Here is a 16700-nt window from a genome sequence, read left to right on the forward strand (position 1 = left end):
TAATTGTAATTTTAGTGGGCTTGATTTAATTGTAGTAATCTATCATAAACTTCACTCTTTTTAATTCCCAACACTTCCGCTACAATGCTACTGGCTTTTTTTGGTGGTAATTCTTTGGCAATGGCAAGTAGCCAATCATCATAATCCGTTTTTTGCTCTTTTTGGGTGTTGCCTGCCATGACGATGACAATTTCACCACGTTGTTGGTTGGGGTCATTTTTTACAAATTCTAATAAATCAATCAGTGGTAATTTTTTGATGGTTTCAAAAGTTTTGGTGATTTCACGGCATAGTGTTGCCTCTCGTTGACTGCCAAAAACGTCCACCATGTCAAAGATACACTCAACAATACGGTGCGGTGCTTCATAAAAAATCAACGTTTCACTGCTGTTTTGATGTGCCTTTAAGGTTTCAATACGCCCATGTTGTTTGGCAGGCAAAAATCCCAAAAAGGTAAATTTATCAGACGGCAAACCCGCCACCGACAACGCTCCAATGACTGCACACGCCCCCACAATAGGCACAACTTGTATGCCTATGTCATGGCAGGATTTGACGAGGCGAAAGCCGGGGTCTGAGATGAGTGGTGTGCCAGCATCAGAGATGAGAGCTAGTGATTGACCGCTTTGTAACTTTTCAATCAAGCGAGCCGTTTGTGTGTCGGCGTTGTGTTCGTGATAGGCAATGGTGGGGGTTGATATATTAAAAAAACTTAATAATTTAGAGCTTGTGCGAGTATCTTCGCAGGCGATAACATCAACCGATTTTAGGGTATCAATCGCTCTTTGACTTATGTCATTAAGATTGCCAATGGGGGTTGCAACTATGTATAAAATACCTGTCATTTTTTTATTCCTGATGATTGGTTGAGTAGGTGTTTTGTGATGCGTCATTTTCTACATTTTTATTATCAATGTTTAAATCATTATCCAAATGCAACCAATTGCCCAAGACATTAGCCAATTCATCAATACCTTCTTTATCCAATGCTGAAAAAAGCTGAATAGAAAATGGTAAATCCAAACTGGATAATTGTTTTTTTGTTTGTAATAAGGTGGTTTTTTGAGCACCACGTTTTAATTTGTCAGCTTTTGTTAAAAGAACGTGTACAGGCAAATCGCCGTCCTTTGCCCAATGAAGCATTTGTTCATCAAAATATTTTAAGGGGTGGCGAATATCGGTCAATAAAATCAAACCAACCAAACTTTCACGGTGTACCAGATAATTTTCAAGTTCTTTTTGCCATTTGATTTTCATCGCTTCTGGCACTTGTGCATAGCCATAGCCGGGCAAATCAACAATGCGACTGTTTGGTGAGCCAACATTAAAAAAGTTAATCATCTGCGTCCGCCCCGGTGTTTTAGAAGAGCGTGCAAGCTGTTTTTGGTGGGTGATGGTATTGATGGCAGAAGATTTTCCAGCATTTGAACGTCCAGCAAATGCCACTTCATAACCCATATCAGGTGGGCATAGTTTGAGGGTGGGAGCGGATAGGGCAAAACTGGTTTGGCGAATTTGTTTTAGATAATCTGTGGTGTTCATCATTTTTTGGTAGGTGTGTTTGGATAGATGAAAAGTGTAGCACGTTTTTAGGATTTGACAAGTTAAAAAATCCAGCCTGATGACTGGATTTGTGCATTGAGGTCTGGGTTGGGGTGTATTGAACCTTTATAACACTACTTGCAATATAGTAATAATGTAGAAATAAAGATGGCTAAATCTTATTTTTCTTCGTCAAAAACTTGTCTGATATACTAAGCGAACCTAAAAACTGGTACAAAAACTGTTCACCTCAAGCTATGCCTGCGGATGAGTTTCTGTTATGGTTTGACAAGCTCACCACGAACGAAAAAACCTAATATGGTGCATTTTGGGTTTAATTGACTATAAATACAAAAGTTCAACATACCCTAGTATTTGAAGTTTACCCCCACACTAAAATTACGCCCCATTTGAGGAATGTAGGGTAAAAAAGTCTCATGAGCGTAGATTTTTTGGTTTAGGATATTATTGGCATTAAAAAATAAAGAATACTCACCTGCACCAATGACGTTTTTATAATTTAACCCTACATTGACCAAATGATGTCCTTGTGTGGCATTTTCAAAATTGGAGGTTTTAGATTGGGTGAATGTGCGAACATATTCAGCCTCGCCAGTCCAGTTGTCGCCCCAGTTGGTTTTTATTTTTGCCCCAAGACGCATGGGTGGTAGGCGTGGGGTATAACGGTCATTAGGTTTGGTGTATTCTTTGATTTCTTTGCTAAAAAAACCTGCTGGTTCGTAACGACTGACAATCGGTGCTAAATTGTGTAATCGCCCTTTGACATAGTCCCCAAAAATCGCACCATAATATTTGTCGTTAAACTGGTAGCCGATTTTGCCTTCTACGCCATAAAATTTGGCAGGGGATTGGTCATAGTGGTTGATGCGTAAATGCAAGGGGTGTCTTACTTTGGCTGTGCCTAGATATTCATTGATGGTGTGTAGATAAATATAATTATCAAAATCATACAGATAACCTGACAGTTGATAATCTAATTTGTCTCCCTTAAAATCAAAACCCAATTCGTAACTGTTTGCTTTTTCTTTGGTAAGATGGCGATTGCCCATTTCAAACGAATTGGTAGCAAGATGCATACCGTGCGTATATAACTCTTGGGCATTGGGCAATCGTTCTTGATGAGTGGCGTTAAAAGATAGACGGTGTTTGGGTAAAAATTGCCAATGTACACCCATACCATAAGAATTGGCGTGATTTTGGTGGGGTTTGGTGGCGTCTATGGCATCATTGATGGCACGGTCTAGGGCTTCACCTTTTAAGAAAACCAGGCGATGATTGGTGATACGGTCTTTGATGTAATCTAGGTCATAATCCATCTTGACTGTTTGTTTTTCAAAACGAGTACCAAATTCTAATGCTACTTTACCCCATTGGTATTGTCCCATGCCAAAAATACTTTGGTTATTTAGGGTGTTTTGGGTTAAAAGAGGTAGCTGTCGCCAGTTGGTTTGTGGTGATAGACCGCTATTGTTTTGTTTGATGTATTGTATGCCCCATAAAGCACTAAATCTATCTGTTGGGCGGTGGGTAAATTCCAAACGAGCAACCTTGCCTTTGTTTTTAAAGGAAGTGTTGGTCATGCCAGCTTCTTTTTCGTCATGAGTATAATCTACAAGCCCCGCATTAAAACGCACGCTGTCTATAAACGAAGTGGGGTTTTGCCATTGTCCTCTTAGGTCATAACGGCGAGTGCTTAGGTCAATGTAGGGTGTGCCTATATGTTCGTGTTCTGGAATGACGCCGTGCGAGCCTTGTTGTGAGCCGTTGGCATTATGAATGTGTTTGCCACAGTCAGGACGTGGATTGATGTAGTTAATGTCGTCTGTGTTGATTAATTGGGGGTATTTTGCCAAATAAGGCTTGGTACGAATGGCGTCAAAAGTAGAAATCACCCCACACCCTTCATACAGATGATTGTGAGCGGGTAAACCATATTTGTCCTTGCGTTCGCTTAGTGCCACGCCCACATAGCCTTTGTCATGAACCCACGACAATCCAATGCTACCCACCTTAGAATCCGCCCAACTTTGGGGTAGATAATCTAGCTGATTGGTCTGTACGTCCAGATGAGATTGGTAGAGGGCTTTTTTGTCAAGATAGTTTTGTTCAGAACGAATATAGTGTTTTTCATCACGCCAATGAGGGCGTTTGCCTTGTTTAAAAAGTTCATATTCTGCTTCAAGGCTGGCTAGACGGTCAGGAGCTGATACATAATTATCCAAAGCCTGACGATTTTTGAAGTTTTGTTGGATATAATTTGGTGTGCGGTAGTCGTTTGAGGTCTTGTGCAAGCCTTCTAAATGAGCCACAAATCCCTTGCCCAAGTCAGCCGTCAATGCCCCTGTTGCCAGTTTTTCGTGGTTGCCCGTGTTATAACGGATACCAGCTTCACCAGTGAAGGGGGTGGCGGGACGATTTTGGGGGATTTTGTCATCAAGGATATTGACCACACCTGCCAAATTGCCTGATTTATAAAGCAAAGTACTCACGCCACGCACCACCTCAGTACGCCGTGCCAACATGGTATCTACCATGACAGCATGGTCTGGCGACAGATGTGCCATGTCAATGACATCGGCATTGTTTTGCAAAATGGTCAAACGCTTGCCTTCTTGTCCTCTGATGATGGGGGCGGATGCTCCTCCTCCAAATTGGTTTGAATGTATGCCAAGTTCACCATCTAAGGCATCACCCAGCGTGGTGGCTCGTTGTTTTAGTGTGTCCTTTTTGATAACCATGTCAGTTGTTTGAGCCACACGTGTCAAAGCCACACTGTCTAGGTTCTTTTTACTTAGGGTGATTTTTATCATGTCTAGATTGACCGTTGGGGTATCGGCTGTATCATGGGCGTGGCTGTTTGCACATAAAGCACAAATGGCGAGGCAAAGTGTGGTTTTTTTTAACATATTAGAGAGATTTCCTTGCAAAATGTAATATTATTTTATATCATTGATAAATTTTGTGCAACCATTGACAACAAATTGTGTCGGTTGTGATATTTGATGAGGCATAAATTTACAAAAAAGTTGAAATATTTATGGCTGTCATGAAAGGCTAGGCGGTGTAAATATAAAAAAAGTTACCAAAACCACATTTTTTATAGGAAAATTTGCCAAAATCTTGCTATAATAGGGCGTATTTTTAAAAATTTGTAATCCATTTTGGATAGCCATTCAACAAAACCCAAGACTTGGGGAGAGAGCCCCAGTAGTTAGTAGGAAATTGTTATGAAACCTGCAAAATCCCTTTTAGCCCGCACTTTATTGAAAGTTGTCCTTGCCACAGGTTTTGGTTTTGCCAGCTTATCTGCTCTATCAGCCCCTGTCGTGCCTGAGTACGATGTCGCCAGAGGTAAAGCCATTGTGGAGGCAAACTGTGCTGCCTGTCATGGTGCAAACGGTGTCTCTGTCGCTCCTGCCCAGCCTAACTTGGGTGGTCAAAACGTCAAATATCTCTATAAACAACTTGTTGATTTTAAAAACAAAGCTCGCCGTAACGGTATCATGGAAGCACAGCTTGTGGGTTTGACCCAGCAAGATTTGGCAGATGTGGCAGGCTATTTTTCTGAACAAAAACCATGGATGCCTGGCTATGGCAATAAAGCAACATTTGCCGAAGCCCAAAAACTATACTTGGGTGGCGACAAAACTCGTGGCATTATCCCTTGTGCAGGTTGTCATGACCCCAAAGGCTCTGGCAACGAATGGGCAGCTTTTCCACGTCTAGGTGGTCAGCACGCCACTTATATCGCTACTCAGCTTAAACTATTCCGTGCAGCAGGTCGTGAGGATGATGTGGGCGAAACCGAAATGCGTACCAATGATGCCGCCAAAAAAGGCGAGAAAGGCATGATGCAAATGGTCGCCTCCAAACTTTCTGACAGAGACATCAAGATTTTGTCCGAATTTATCACCGCAGTACACTGATGTACCAATAAAAAACCCCAAATATTTGGGGTTTTTTATTGATGTTGTTATTTGTCGTCTTTTTCGGGGATAATTTTGCCTGTTTTGTCAATACGATGATAATCACCGCCTTGATAGACCGTGGCAACACCATCATCAAAACCAGTGGCGTATTCATAGTTTAGACCAATGACGATTTTGCCTGCATTGTTGATAAAGCCATAGCGATAGATTTCATCGCCATCATCATCAACGCCAACTTGTTTGGCAACCAAAGCAAGCCCTTCGCTAAATTTGTCCATGATGTCATATTCAAAGGCGATTTTGGTTTTGCCTTGTTTGTCAATCATACCCCATTTTTTGTCTTTTTGGGCAACAACCAAACCTTCATCAAACCAATTGTCAGTATCTTCGTAGATGGGCTTGATGACGATTTTGCCTGTTTTGTCAATGAAGCCATATTTGCCATTTTGTTCAATCTTGGCAAGCCCTTCACTAAAACCCCAAGCATCATCAAAAATTGGTTTTATGGCAAAATCCCCCTTTGGGTTAAGATAGCCATATTTGTCATTTTGCTTGACGAGTGCAAGCCCTTCTTGAAAGGTGTAGGCTTCTTCAAACTTAGGAGCAATGACGATTTTGCCAGATTTGTCCGCATAGCCGATTTGACTAACAGGAGTAACAGGCACCAACGTCAAATCATCACAATCATCAAAATCATGCTCAAAAACGTAGCCGTCTGGTGCTTTAAAACCACAAAACTCATCGTCATGGTCATCATCTGCCCAAGCGGTTAGGCTTAGGCATAGTAGTAGGCTTAGTCCAAGTTTTTTCATAAAAACCTCGTGTGTTGGGGGGTGGTTAGGCGTTTGCCTTGTTTGTTGATGTAAAAAATTTGGTTGTCTTTGGTAACGGTTGCTGTGCCGTCAATAAAACTCGTTGCATTGTCATAATTGAGTGGAATGACGACATTGCCATATTTATCAATAAAGCCAAAATGATAAATATCGCTGGTGGGTGAGTTTTTTTTGGCGACCAGTGCCAAGCCTTCACTAAAACCACTGGCATAATCATATTCAAAGGCGATTTTGGTTCTGCCGTCTGGACCGATAAAGCCCCATTTATCGCCCTTTTTGACGGCAACGAGATTTTGGGCAAACCAGTTGTCTGCTTCGGTGAGTGTGGGGGCTATGACGATTTTGCCTGTTTTGTCAATGAAGCCATATTTGCCATTTTGGGTAATTTTGGCTCGCCCCTCGCTAAAACTCCAAGCATCATCAAAGGTGGGCTTGATGATGATTTTTCCTTTGGGGTTGATAAAGCCATATTTGTCGTCTTTTTTGATGAGAGCCAACCCTTCATCAAAGCCGTGTGCCTCTGCAAAAGTGGGCTTGATGACGATTTTGCCTGCTTGGTTGGCATAGCCTACTTTGTTGTGATAGCTGACAGGTATCATATTTTCACCAAAATCACAATCTTCATCTGTATTGGCAATGGTATAGCCAGCAGGAAGGGTGATTTTTTGGGTGCAATCCTCTGCGATGGTCGTGTGCTGATTGGCAAGAGAGGGTATATTTATGGTAAGCCACGTCAGACCGATGATGATTTTTTTTATGTTTTTCATAATCATACAAACAGTGTAAATGAGACTATTGTAAGTCAATCAAGAAAAAATTTCAATCAAGCTATTTTTTAAGCTCAATTTTTGTGCTTCGTTTAAGGTTTTGTCGTTTTTGCTGGCGATATAAAAAATGTCTTCGGCACGCTCACCCATGGTGGTAATCTTTGCACCGTGTACGCTGATGTTTTCTTGGCTAAATACTTGCCCAACTTTGGCAAGTAGGGCAGGCTGGTCTTTGGTGATGAGGTGCAACTCGTGCGTGCCTGCATGAGCGTGGCTTTGGGTGTCTTTGATGATGACTTGGGTGGGGACGACAAAATGCCGAAGTGCTGTGTCCATGCGAGTGGTAGGTGTGCAAGTGATAGGGTGCGATAGGGTGTGGGTGAAGGTGTCAAGGAGTTTTTGTTTGCCTTTTTGGGTCAAAAATTCGCTGTGGCTTTTGCCCTTATCATCACATATAGCATATTTGTCAATAACAATATAGCTATCAATCGCATAGGCGTTGCCGTCAATATGGGCGGTTAAGATGGTTGCATCAAGTACTGATAACCCAAGTTTGTCCAGCATACAGACTGTTTTGGCAAATAGATTTGGGCAATCTTGGGTGCAAATAAACACCATGAGTGCATCAAGAGCGATGTCGGAGGTGCGTTTTATGGTGATGAGTGGCGCTGTGGCTAGGGTGTTTTTTTGTTTTAAAATGGTGCCTGTTTGCCATGCAATGTCGCCAGCTTTTTGTTTTAAAAAATATTCATCACCAAACCCTGCCCACAAATTATCAATATCATCGCCACCAATACCACGCAGGCGAGCTTTGGCATGGCGTTTTTTTTGGCGGATGATGTCGTCTTTTTGGGGAGTGTTTTCGCCCATACTAAGCACATAATAAGTACTGACGTAAAGTTGTTTTAATAGACTGGCTCGCCATGTGTTCCACAGTTGGCTGTTGGTGGCGTTCATGTCGGCAACGGTCAAAACATATAGGTAGTTGAGCCGACTGATTGAACCAACGAATTTGGCGAATTGGGTGATGATGGTTGGGTCGTAGATGTCCTTTTTTTGGGCGGTTAAACTCATGGTGAGGTGTTCACGCACTAGCCAAGCCACAAATTTGCTGTCGGTTTGGTTTAGTCCATGTGAAATACAAAATTCATAAACATCTACCGCCCCAAGCTCGCTGTGGTCGCCCCCACGCCCCTTGGCAATGTCATGAAAAATACCTGCTATGGTAAGTAGGTCTTTACGCTGGATTTTTTGGTAAACTTGACCAACTAAATCAAATTTTTTGACGTAATCGCCATTATCATAATCGCCAAAACGGTGCAAAATGCGAATGAGATATAATGTATGAGCGTCTACGGTGTAGCGATGGAACAGGTCGTATTGGCTAAGCCCCATGATTTGTCCAAAGGCAGGCAGATAGGCACTAAGCACGCCAAAACGCTTCATCAAGCGAAGACGGTGAAATAGATAGTTGTTTTCTTGTAAATTTGCCAAAAATAACGCCTTGTGAATGGCATTATTGCGATATTCATCATCAATGTTTTTGATGGCAAGTGAGAGTTTGGTGAGTGTGTCGGCTTGGATTTTTTTGATGCCATGTTTGCCCATTGCCAAAAACAAAGATAATATGGTGGCAGGTTTTTTGATAAAAATGTCTGGGTCATGAATGGCAATTTGTGTGCCATGTGCTAAGTGGATTTGGTAAAAATCATCGTCCACAACCGTTGTTTGGTGCGTGCCATTAAGATAATGCTCAAAAAAATCATCACACAATAATTCTGATAAACTGGCAACTGTCATGGCGTGATGATAGTAGTGTCGCATGAGTGTTTCGGCATGAGCATTGGGATTTTGGGGGTCTTGGGGTAGGTGCAGTTGGGTGGCGATGTGCTTTTGGGTATCAAAAGATAATTTATCCATCTCACGCATACCAATCATGTGCAGGTGATGACGCACAAGCCAAAAAAAGCGTCTGGCACAGGTAAGTGCAGGTTTGTGGTAGTTTAAGTTTTGGTTGGTGGTGGGGGCGTGGTGTAGGGCATAAAAACGATGTAACCAATGAATGATATGAATATCCCGAAGTCCGCCCACGCCGTTTTTTAGGTTGGGTTCTAGGTTGTATTCTGTGGCGTTGTGCGATAGGTGTCTGGTTTTGGCTTCGTCCATTTTGGCATGATAAAATCGTGTCATGTCCCATGTTTTGCCCAAAATGTCGGTGGGTGTCTGTGCAAGTTGAGTGTTCCCCACCAAAAATCGTGCATCTAACATGGCGGTAGCAAAGCTTACATTAAACATGGCGGTGGCAAGCGAGGTGGTGTTTTGCACCAAAATGGCAGGCGTAATGCCTAAATCCCAAAGCCGTGCGACAAATTGCTCAATATTGATTTGAAATTGCTCGGTATCATCACCTAAAATGAGTACATCTACATCAGATTTGGGAAAAAGCTCACCACGCCCATAACCCCCTATGGCAAACAATGCCAACTCATCACTTAGCGTGTTATCAAAAATATCCACCAGTATGCTATCCACCTCCTGTGTACGCAGAGCGATACAATCCTCGATGATGTCGGTGGCATTCATGCCAAGTTGTGTCAGTCGTTCGTTGATGTCGGTATTTAGTTTGGCTAAGCTTGTTTTGTGGTTGGTTAAAGTGGTTTGGTCAAATGTGGTCATATGGCATATCCGTAGTTTTTTGATATTTTAATAAAAAATTTTATAAATAGCACATGATTTTGGTTGTGTGAGTGATGTACCTACAAAATTTTACCATCGCCACGAATTTTTATCAGGCGTAGGGCAAATGTGTTATAAAAATAAAGTTGGGCGATGATATGGTAAATTCTATTCAAAAATCAACAAAGGTTTTTATTCGTGGTGAGTAAACCATAACAAAAAACCACTTCACTCTCCGATAGGCTTGGGCGAACGGTCTTTTGTATGATTTTGATGTGAATTAAGTGTAAAAAGTATTTTAAAAAAGTATGATCGTCAAAAAAGCCAAGTTTTTGCTTGGCTTTTTGACTTTTTATTTGGTGAGTATGATTTGGCGGTCGCCTGGGGGCTGTACTGGGCGGTTGTTGCCGTCATATAGCTTAGCTAGGGTGCGTAGCTGAGCACCACTGGCGTCCACTGGGTCTGCTTTTAGCAACCATTGCACTTTTTCTAAGCAAGGCGGTGTGGTTAAAGAGCCATTATAAGCATAGGCATTGCTATCTTTTGGCATGAGTGAGCCTATGTTGAAGTTTGATAGTGTGCCGTTTTCACCTTCGTTTGGCAAGCCTGTGATGATTTGTTGGAGTGGGTCGTTGTGTTTGCCTGTGTTAAATAAAACACCAACCACCGCCAGATTGCCTTGTTGGCTTTTGTGCACAAAATGAATTTCCAAAGGATAATGGGTATTCATGACGGTGTGTTCGCTTGGGATATGATAGTGGAATTGGAGCAGGTCATAGGTGGTGCCATTAACTACAATTTGGCTTTTGCTCTGATTTGCCACATCAAAGACGATGGTGTGTCCGTTGTTTTTGACAGTAAAATCTTGGGCTTGATAATTCTCGGTCAGTTTGATGTCTTTGTCGCTTGTCGGTTCTACTCTTAGGGCTTGCTTGATGTCAATGGGGGATTGCTCTTGTCCTGCTGAGCAAAGTTTATTGACTTCTTCGTCTCCCCATTTTTCAGGGTGTTCATAATCCCAATCATGATGGTGGTCATGAACATGCGTGTCCTCTACGATAGGTAGAGTGGTGGTGCAACCTGTCAAAATCAGACTTAGTGCCAAACTACTTAATACAAACCTTTTCATAACAACTCCTGTGAAATAAATACCACAAGTTGTGGCATGGTACACAACCGTACCAGTCCTTAATTATAAGGGAAAACAAATAAAAGTATATGCCATTTATCATGAAAAATATACCATAAATCTTGAATTGATTATTTTATGGCAATATGTACATTGGTTGAAGCGTGATTTTTGTGATGTTTTTATAAACATAAATGATAAAAAGAGGGGTGAAAATGATTCAACCCCTCTTTTATTTAACTTTTTACCCAGCTTAAATCTTCGTCAGGTCGCCCTGTGGTGATGATACAGCCGTTGTCGGTTACGATGAGAGTATGCTCCCACTGGGCGGAGAGTTTGCGGTCTTTGGTGATGGCTGTCCAGCCATCTTTCATGATTTTGGTTTGCCATACGCCTTCATTTATCATTGGTTCAATGGTGAATGCCATACCTGTTTTTAGTTCCACACCACTGCCTGCTTTGCCATAGTGAAGCACTTGGGGTTCACAGTGAAATTCTGTGCCAATACCATGCCCACAAAACTCACGCACGATACTAAACCGCTCTGGCAGTACCACCTTTTCTATTTCGGCACCGATGTCGCCAAGTTTGGCTCCATTTTTTACCACACTGATGCCAGCGTAGAGGGCTTCTTGGGCAACTTTACATAGGCGTTTTGCCATGATAGAACCCTCGCCAATAATCCACATGGCAGAGGTGTCGCCATAATAGCCGTCTTTGATGACGGTAACGTCAATATTGATGATGTCACCGTCCTTTAAAATGCGTTCGTGGTCGGGCATGCCATGACAAACGACGTGGTTGATTGAGGTGCAAAGTGTGTAGGGGTAGCCTTTGTAGTTTAGGCAGGCGGGAATGGCGTTTTGGACTTCGGTAATGTGCTTATATGCCAAATCGTCCAAAAATCCTGTGCTAACCCCTGCTTTAACATAAGGGTCTAGGATTTGTAGGACTTCGGAGGCAAGTGCCCCCGCCACTTTCATTTTTTCAATGCCATCTTTATTGAGTAGGGGAATGACTTTTTGGTTCATGATTGTTCTCTTCTAATAATCGTTGGGATTGGTACTAACCTCAGGCTCGGTGGTTTGGGTGGGAGGATTGGTAGGTTTTTTTGGCAAATACAATGCTCCCTTTTGACCACAGGCGGTAAGCATGATGAGGCTAAATGATAATAAAAGAACAGTTTTCATATAAAATCGTGGATAAAATTTTGGTTATTCTAGCATAGTTTTGATAAAAATGCTTTGGCTTTATATTGTGTGTTGTAATGTGTGTATGCTTTTTTGGATTAAATGCAGATGGTTTGTCATTTATTGTTGGTATTTTATGAGTTAATAGTTTGACAATTTTTGGGTTAAGCAATTGTATGATGGTGTTTTGGCATAAGTTTGATGATTGATAAATGGCAAGAGTTGGCAAAATGATTGCTTAAATAAAATACCACCCAATATAAATTTGGGTGGTATTTTATCCCCCAAACCCCCTCCGCCACACCTGTGGACTCACCCCAAACCGCTCCTTAAACTTCTCTCGCAAATGACTGGCACTGCCAAAGCCTGATTTTTGGGCAATTCTCTCAATACTCTCATCAGAGCTTTCTAATAATTCTTGCACCACAGACAGCCGTTTGGCGGTCAGCCACTGGGTCAAGGTCATATTGGTGGCATTTTTAAAATAGCGATTAAAACTTCTTTTGGATAAATGCACTTTGTCCGCCAAGTCGTCCAGTTTGTGCGTTTTATCCAAATTATCGCTTAAAAACTGCAATAAGGCATTGATTTTGCTGTCTTTGGTGTGATTGACGATACTAAGCTGGCTAAACTGCGCCTGACCGCCTTCACGGTGTGGTGCAGAGACAAACAGTCGTGCCAAATCATTGGCGACGCTTGCCCTATACAGCATACGGATAAAATACAGACAGCAGTCCATACCTGCATACGCCCCTGCGGAGGTCAAAATATTGCCATCATCAAGATAGAGTTTGTTGTTATCAAGCTTGATGTGGGGAAATTGTTGTTTAAAGGCATTTTCGCCTGCCCAATGGGTAACGACTGTTTTATCTGTCAAAATATCGGCAAAGGCAAGACCAAAAGTCCCATAGCATAAAGCAATGATTTTTTTGCCATTTTGATGGGCGGTTTGTAATTTTTGGGTAAAGGTGTGGCTTGGTTTGTCGCCCACCCAACCTGCAAGGACGATGATATCGGCATTGTCCATTAAATCCAAATTGCCGTGTGGGGTGATTGTTGTCCCCAATTCTGTACGAATGGCTTTGCCATTATCGCTCACGACTTGAAAATCAAAGAGCTTTTTGCCCTGATAGGGTGTTTGAAAGATACTAAACGGAATATTAAACACAAAATCATTACAGCCATTTTGGGCGTAGAGGGTGAGGGTAGGAGGAATGGTCATTTTTTTTGTCAAAAAAGTGCTATTTGCTTGTCGTATACAAACGAATTGTCAGTATTGCTTTCAAAATTTCTTACAAGAGCTTCTGTCATTGGGTTTCTATTGTTTTCTTTTGCGCCAATATGATAAAAATGTTCTTTTTTATTGATGATAAAATTTTGCCAAAATTTTTCAACATAATGATTTTGCCTATATTGATTGTGGTGCCAAGTGGATAAAATAAACTTGCTTTGTGTTTGGCTTAATAAATGATATAACTGGCATTCATCTTGTTCTGACCAAGTATTAAAATAATCAGTATGTCTATCTATATAGGGTGGATCACAATAGATCAGATCATCTTTACCAGCCATTTGAATGGTTTTTTCAAAGTCTTGGCAAATAAATTCAATATTTTTAGTATGAATTATTTGACTAATAGCATTTACTTGATTAACTATTTTTGTGATATATGCCTGTGCAAAACGATTAGGTTTCCTACAGAATGGGATATTAAACTCCCCCTTTTTGTTAAATCTAATCATTCCATTAAATCCTGCTCTATTTAAAAATAAAAAGTCTAATGGGTCGGCATTTTCATTAAATCTTGTGCGAACCAAATAATAATACTCCTCTCCTTTTTCTAGTAGATATTGACCTTCTTGTATAAGATATTCACGGACGATATTTGGTGTTATCTCTTGACTTTGAATGGTTTGATAAAATTTAATTAAATGGGGATTTGTGTCGCACATTATGGCATTTTTAACCACCAAATTAAATCCGACAACGCCAGTTCCCATAAAAGGTTCAATCCAAGTTCCTGAAAAATTATCAGGAATACATTGAGCAATATCTGGTACCAATTTTGTTTTGATGCCTTGTGATTTGATGGGTGGTATGATGACTTTCATTGTTTACTCCTTGTTGTTTGAGTAAACAATTAAATCAGGATTGCCTTGACGATAAATAACAAAGTCTTTTAAATTATTAATGGTTACATATTCACCATTATCTTGCTTTATTTTTATTTTTCTATAATTTATCCAATAGTCATCAAACCATTCCTCACCCAATTGAGAAAACATACCATTGCCATTGATAATATCTTGTATATTTTTGATACTGCCAATATTGGCGGTATTACCACTTCCGCTTTTATCGCTTGCTATTTTCCACTTTTCAGTAACGAAAAATTGAAAATTTCCAATAACAGAGGCAATAGATTGTAATTCTCCTAGTTGGAATATTTTTGTTTCATCAATATCTCTTGATGATGTTCTATCATAAATAATTCCTAAACAAAAATGACCCAAATAGCTACCATAAGGAAATTGAATGTTCTTGGTGCTGTTTCTATCGGTAAAATAGGCACCGTGAGAACCCAAAGTAAACCCATTGCATAGATATGGTTTGGTTGGGTTACGATAGGTTGTTTTAAAATCAACCGCAAATCTGATGCTCTCATCATAGATTGAAACAAAAGAAATATCAGGATAGTAATTTTGGTGTTCAGCTAATACAATTTTGTACCCATTTTTTTCGGCAAATTGTAATAATAAGGGAAAAATGTGAATTTCTAGAACTTTGGATACAATTTTGGTGTCGGCAGAAATGGTATAAATATTTTTGTAAATATCAATAAATCCTTTAATAGACCATTTTCCATTGTCATCACTAACATAGTTTTGCAGTGTTTGAATAAAGTAATTTAGAGATTGTTCAAACTTCTGTTTTTCATTAAGTTTATTCATAAAACATCTTAATAGTTTAAAAAATTTTTCCTAAAGATTATACCACACCTCCCACCAAAATAAAATGGCAAAATCCTTGCGACAGTTGGCAATATTGCCTATTTTAGCATCAGAGAAAAGCGCTTAAAATATACATATTATTGATAATAGTGGGAAAATATGATGAAAACCGCTCTTTTAATCATTGATGTACAAAACGAATACTTTGCCTCCGCAGACGGCAAATTTGACCAGTTTAATGTGGACAAAATCGCCCAAGAGATTGCCGATTATGCCCAAACTGCCGAGCAAAATGGGGAGCTTGTGATTGGCGTTCAGCACCTGATGGCAGAGGATTATCCGTTATTTGCCAAAGGCTCGGCAGGGGTAGAGTTTCACTCGTCAGTGGCAGGGATTTTGGCGGATAAACCGTTGGTACAAAAAGCCCACGCCGACAGTTTTTTAAACACCAATCTCATTGAAATTTTAAAAGAAAATGGCATTGAACAAGTGGACATTTGCGGCATTATGACTCAAAACTGCGTAACGCACACTGCACTTTCGCCCTTTGCCAAAGACTACAAAGTGCGTGTACTGTCAAACCTTTGCACCGCTCCGACTGAGTTAATCCACCAAATCGCCTTAGGAGCATTGGCGGATAGAGAGTGGATTGAGGTGGTGTGATTTTTATTAAAATACCGTTTGATAAATTCAAGCGGTGTTTTTTTGTTGAAAATAAGTTTTGGTTTGCCTAAAAAACTTAATTTTACCCCACTCTCAACCAAACCCCAACAAAGTAAGAGCGAATAGGCAAATTATTTGAAATAAAAAAGACATAATCCAATCCTAAGTTTCACCATAAAACAATCTTAGCAAGTTATGTCTTATTACTTTATTATTGTATATATTTTGGTATTTAAAAATCGCTATGGTCATTACTTTCCCAAGTTAGGCTCTACCCTAACTTTTCCAACTTGGCTTGGATTGAAACATTAAAAGACTGACTCTTAGGTTTGGTCTTTTTTATTGGTAATGTTCAAACCTTCCCATTGCTTTTTTATAAAAATTTGTTTATAGTGATTTTGGTTTATGTTAAGGAATTTGTAATGAAATTGTTAAAATCTGTATTGTTAACCCTTACCCTAGTCGCTCCCCTTGCCTATGCCAATACTTGTGATGAACTGGCTACTAATCTAGATACCCAACTTGCCATCAAAGTTTGCTCCCTAGAACTTGCTAAAAGCCCAAATAATGCTCGTTTACAATACCAGTTGGCAAGTGTTTATTATGAAGTAGAGCAATATGACAAAGCCTTTGAACTTTTTACCAAGTCCGCCAATCAAGGTAATGCCAATGCCCAATACAATCTTGGGATAATGTATGACAACGGTCAAGGCGTTGCTACAAACAAAACTCTTGCCAAAGTGTGGTTTGGCAAAGCCTGTGATAATGGATATCAAGAAGCCTGTCAATACCGCTAATCAAGTTTGTGTTAAATAACTGTGCTAAATAACAAAGGGGTGATGATGATTGCCCCTTTTTATTTAAACCGTATACCAAAAAATCTTAAAAAGTACCACAAATTTATTTTTTTAGCGGTAGGGGCGAATGGCAATTTGCCCTACAATATGTCGTAGATTTTAAGTTTGTTTGGTATAAGGGTGAATTTATGTTTTATATAT

Annotated in this window: 15 protein-coding genes; 3 read left to right on the top strand and 12 right to left on the bottom strand. The window is 40.4% G+C overall.

Annotated features, from left to right (window positions below; translation table 11 throughout):
- Positions 1 to 11: 11 nt before the first annotated feature.
- The 3 genes from rsmI to MOB01S_RS07695 all read right to left on the bottom strand — a co-directional run bounded on the left by rsmI (position 12) and on the right by MOB01S_RS07695 (position 4469).
- Entirely contained in the window at positions 12 to 845 is an 834-nt protein-coding gene (gene rsmI / locus MOB01S_RS07685; RefSeq protein ID WP_066803430.1) for a 16S rRNA (cytidine(1402)-2'-O)-methyltransferase, read from the bottom strand.
- Between the two features lie 4 nt (positions 846 to 849).
- Positions 850 to 1542: a ribosome biogenesis GTP-binding protein YihA/YsxC gene (yihA, locus tag MOB01S_RS07690; RefSeq protein ID WP_066803433.1), complete on the bottom strand. Its 693-nt coding sequence runs from the start codon at positions 1540 to 1542 to the stop codon at positions 850 to 852.
- A gap of 368 nt (positions 1543 to 1910) precedes the next feature.
- On the bottom strand, positions 1911 to 4469 hold the full coding sequence (locus tag MOB01S_RS07695) for a TonB-dependent receptor (RefSeq protein ID WP_066803436.1): 2559 nt from the start codon (positions 4467 to 4469) through the stop codon (positions 1911 to 1913).
- A gap of 321 nt (positions 4470 to 4790) precedes the next feature.
- On the opposite strand from MOB01S_RS07695, the gene MOB01S_RS07700 reads away from it, so the two are divergent.
- Complete coding sequence (locus MOB01S_RS07700; RefSeq protein WP_066803439.1) at positions 4791 to 5489, top strand: c-type cytochrome; 699 nt, start codon at positions 4791 to 4793, stop codon at positions 5487 to 5489.
- Between the two features lie 47 nt (positions 5490 to 5536).
- Here the strand turns inward: MOB01S_RS07700 and MOB01S_RS07705 are convergent, their stop codons facing one another.
- The 9 genes from MOB01S_RS07705 to MOB01S_RS07745 all read right to left on the bottom strand — a co-directional run bounded on the left by MOB01S_RS07705 (position 5537) and on the right by MOB01S_RS07745 (position 15039).
- On the bottom strand, positions 5537 to 6304 hold the full coding sequence (locus MOB01S_RS07705; protein ID WP_066803443.1) for a WG repeat-containing protein: 768 nt from the start codon (positions 6302 to 6304) through the stop codon (positions 5537 to 5539).
- Positions 6301 to 7092 carry a WG repeat-containing protein gene (locus MOB01S_RS07710; protein ID WP_066803445.1) on the bottom strand — a complete coding sequence of 264 codons (792 nt, stop codon included), beginning with the start codon at positions 7090 to 7092 and terminating at the stop codon, positions 6301 to 6303. The genes MOB01S_RS07705 and MOB01S_RS07710 overlap by 4 nt, the downstream gene beginning before the upstream one ends.
- 39 nt (positions 7093 to 7131) lie before the next feature.
- Positions 7132 to 9768 carry a [protein-PII] uridylyltransferase gene (gene glnD, locus MOB01S_RS07715; RefSeq protein ID WP_066803448.1) on the bottom strand — a complete coding sequence of 879 codons (2637 nt, stop codon included), beginning with the start codon at positions 9766 to 9768 and terminating at the stop codon, positions 7132 to 7134.
- 352 nt (positions 9769 to 10120) lie between these two features.
- Positions 10121 to 10897: a carbonic anhydrase gene (locus tag MOB01S_RS07720; protein ID WP_066803451.1), complete on the bottom strand. Its 777-nt coding sequence runs from the start codon at positions 10895 to 10897 to the stop codon at positions 10121 to 10123.
- Between the two features lie 236 nt (positions 10898 to 11133).
- On the bottom strand, positions 11134 to 11928 hold the full coding sequence (gene map, locus MOB01S_RS07725; protein ID WP_066803453.1) for a type I methionyl aminopeptidase: 795 nt from the start codon (positions 11926 to 11928) through the stop codon (positions 11134 to 11136).
- 12 nt (positions 11929 to 11940) lie between these two features.
- Positions 11941 to 12087: an LPS translocon maturation chaperone LptM gene (lptM, locus tag MOB01S_RS12155; protein WP_084349665.1), complete on the bottom strand. Its 147-nt coding sequence runs from the start codon at positions 12085 to 12087 to the stop codon at positions 11941 to 11943.
- A gap of 277 nt (positions 12088 to 12364) precedes the next feature.
- Positions 12365 to 13309: a GlxA family transcriptional regulator gene (locus MOB01S_RS07735; protein ID WP_066803459.1), complete on the bottom strand. Its 945-nt coding sequence runs from the start codon at positions 13307 to 13309 to the stop codon at positions 12365 to 12367.
- A gap of 8 nt (positions 13310 to 13317) precedes the next feature.
- Positions 13318 to 14199, bottom strand: a complete 882-nt coding sequence (locus tag MOB01S_RS07740) for a DNA adenine methylase (RefSeq protein ID WP_066803463.1) — start codon at positions 14197 to 14199, stop codon at positions 13318 to 13320.
- A gap of 3 nt (positions 14200 to 14202) precedes the next feature.
- Positions 14203 to 15039: a type II restriction endonuclease gene (locus MOB01S_RS07745; protein WP_066803466.1), complete on the bottom strand. Its 837-nt coding sequence runs from the start codon at positions 15037 to 15039 to the stop codon at positions 14203 to 14205.
- A gap of 162 nt (positions 15040 to 15201) precedes the next feature.
- Between MOB01S_RS07745 and MOB01S_RS07750 the strand changes: the two genes are divergently transcribed.
- Positions 15202 to 15702 (top strand): isochorismatase family protein, encoded by a 501-nt coding sequence (locus tag MOB01S_RS07750; protein ID WP_066803469.1) that lies wholly within the window; start codon positions 15202 to 15204, stop codon positions 15700 to 15702.
- Positions 15703 to 16124: 422 nt separating this feature from the next.
- Positions 16125 to 16499 carry a tetratricopeptide repeat protein gene (locus tag MOB01S_RS07755; RefSeq protein ID WP_066803473.1) on the top strand — a complete coding sequence of 125 codons (375 nt, stop codon included), beginning with the start codon at positions 16125 to 16127 and terminating at the stop codon, positions 16497 to 16499.
- Positions 16500 to 16700: the final 201 nt, after the last annotated feature.

The organism is Moraxella oblonga NBRC 102422 (assembly GCF_001598275.1).
GTDB classification, from domain to species: Bacteria; Pseudomonadota; Gammaproteobacteria; order Pseudomonadales; family Moraxellaceae; genus Moraxella; species Moraxella oblonga.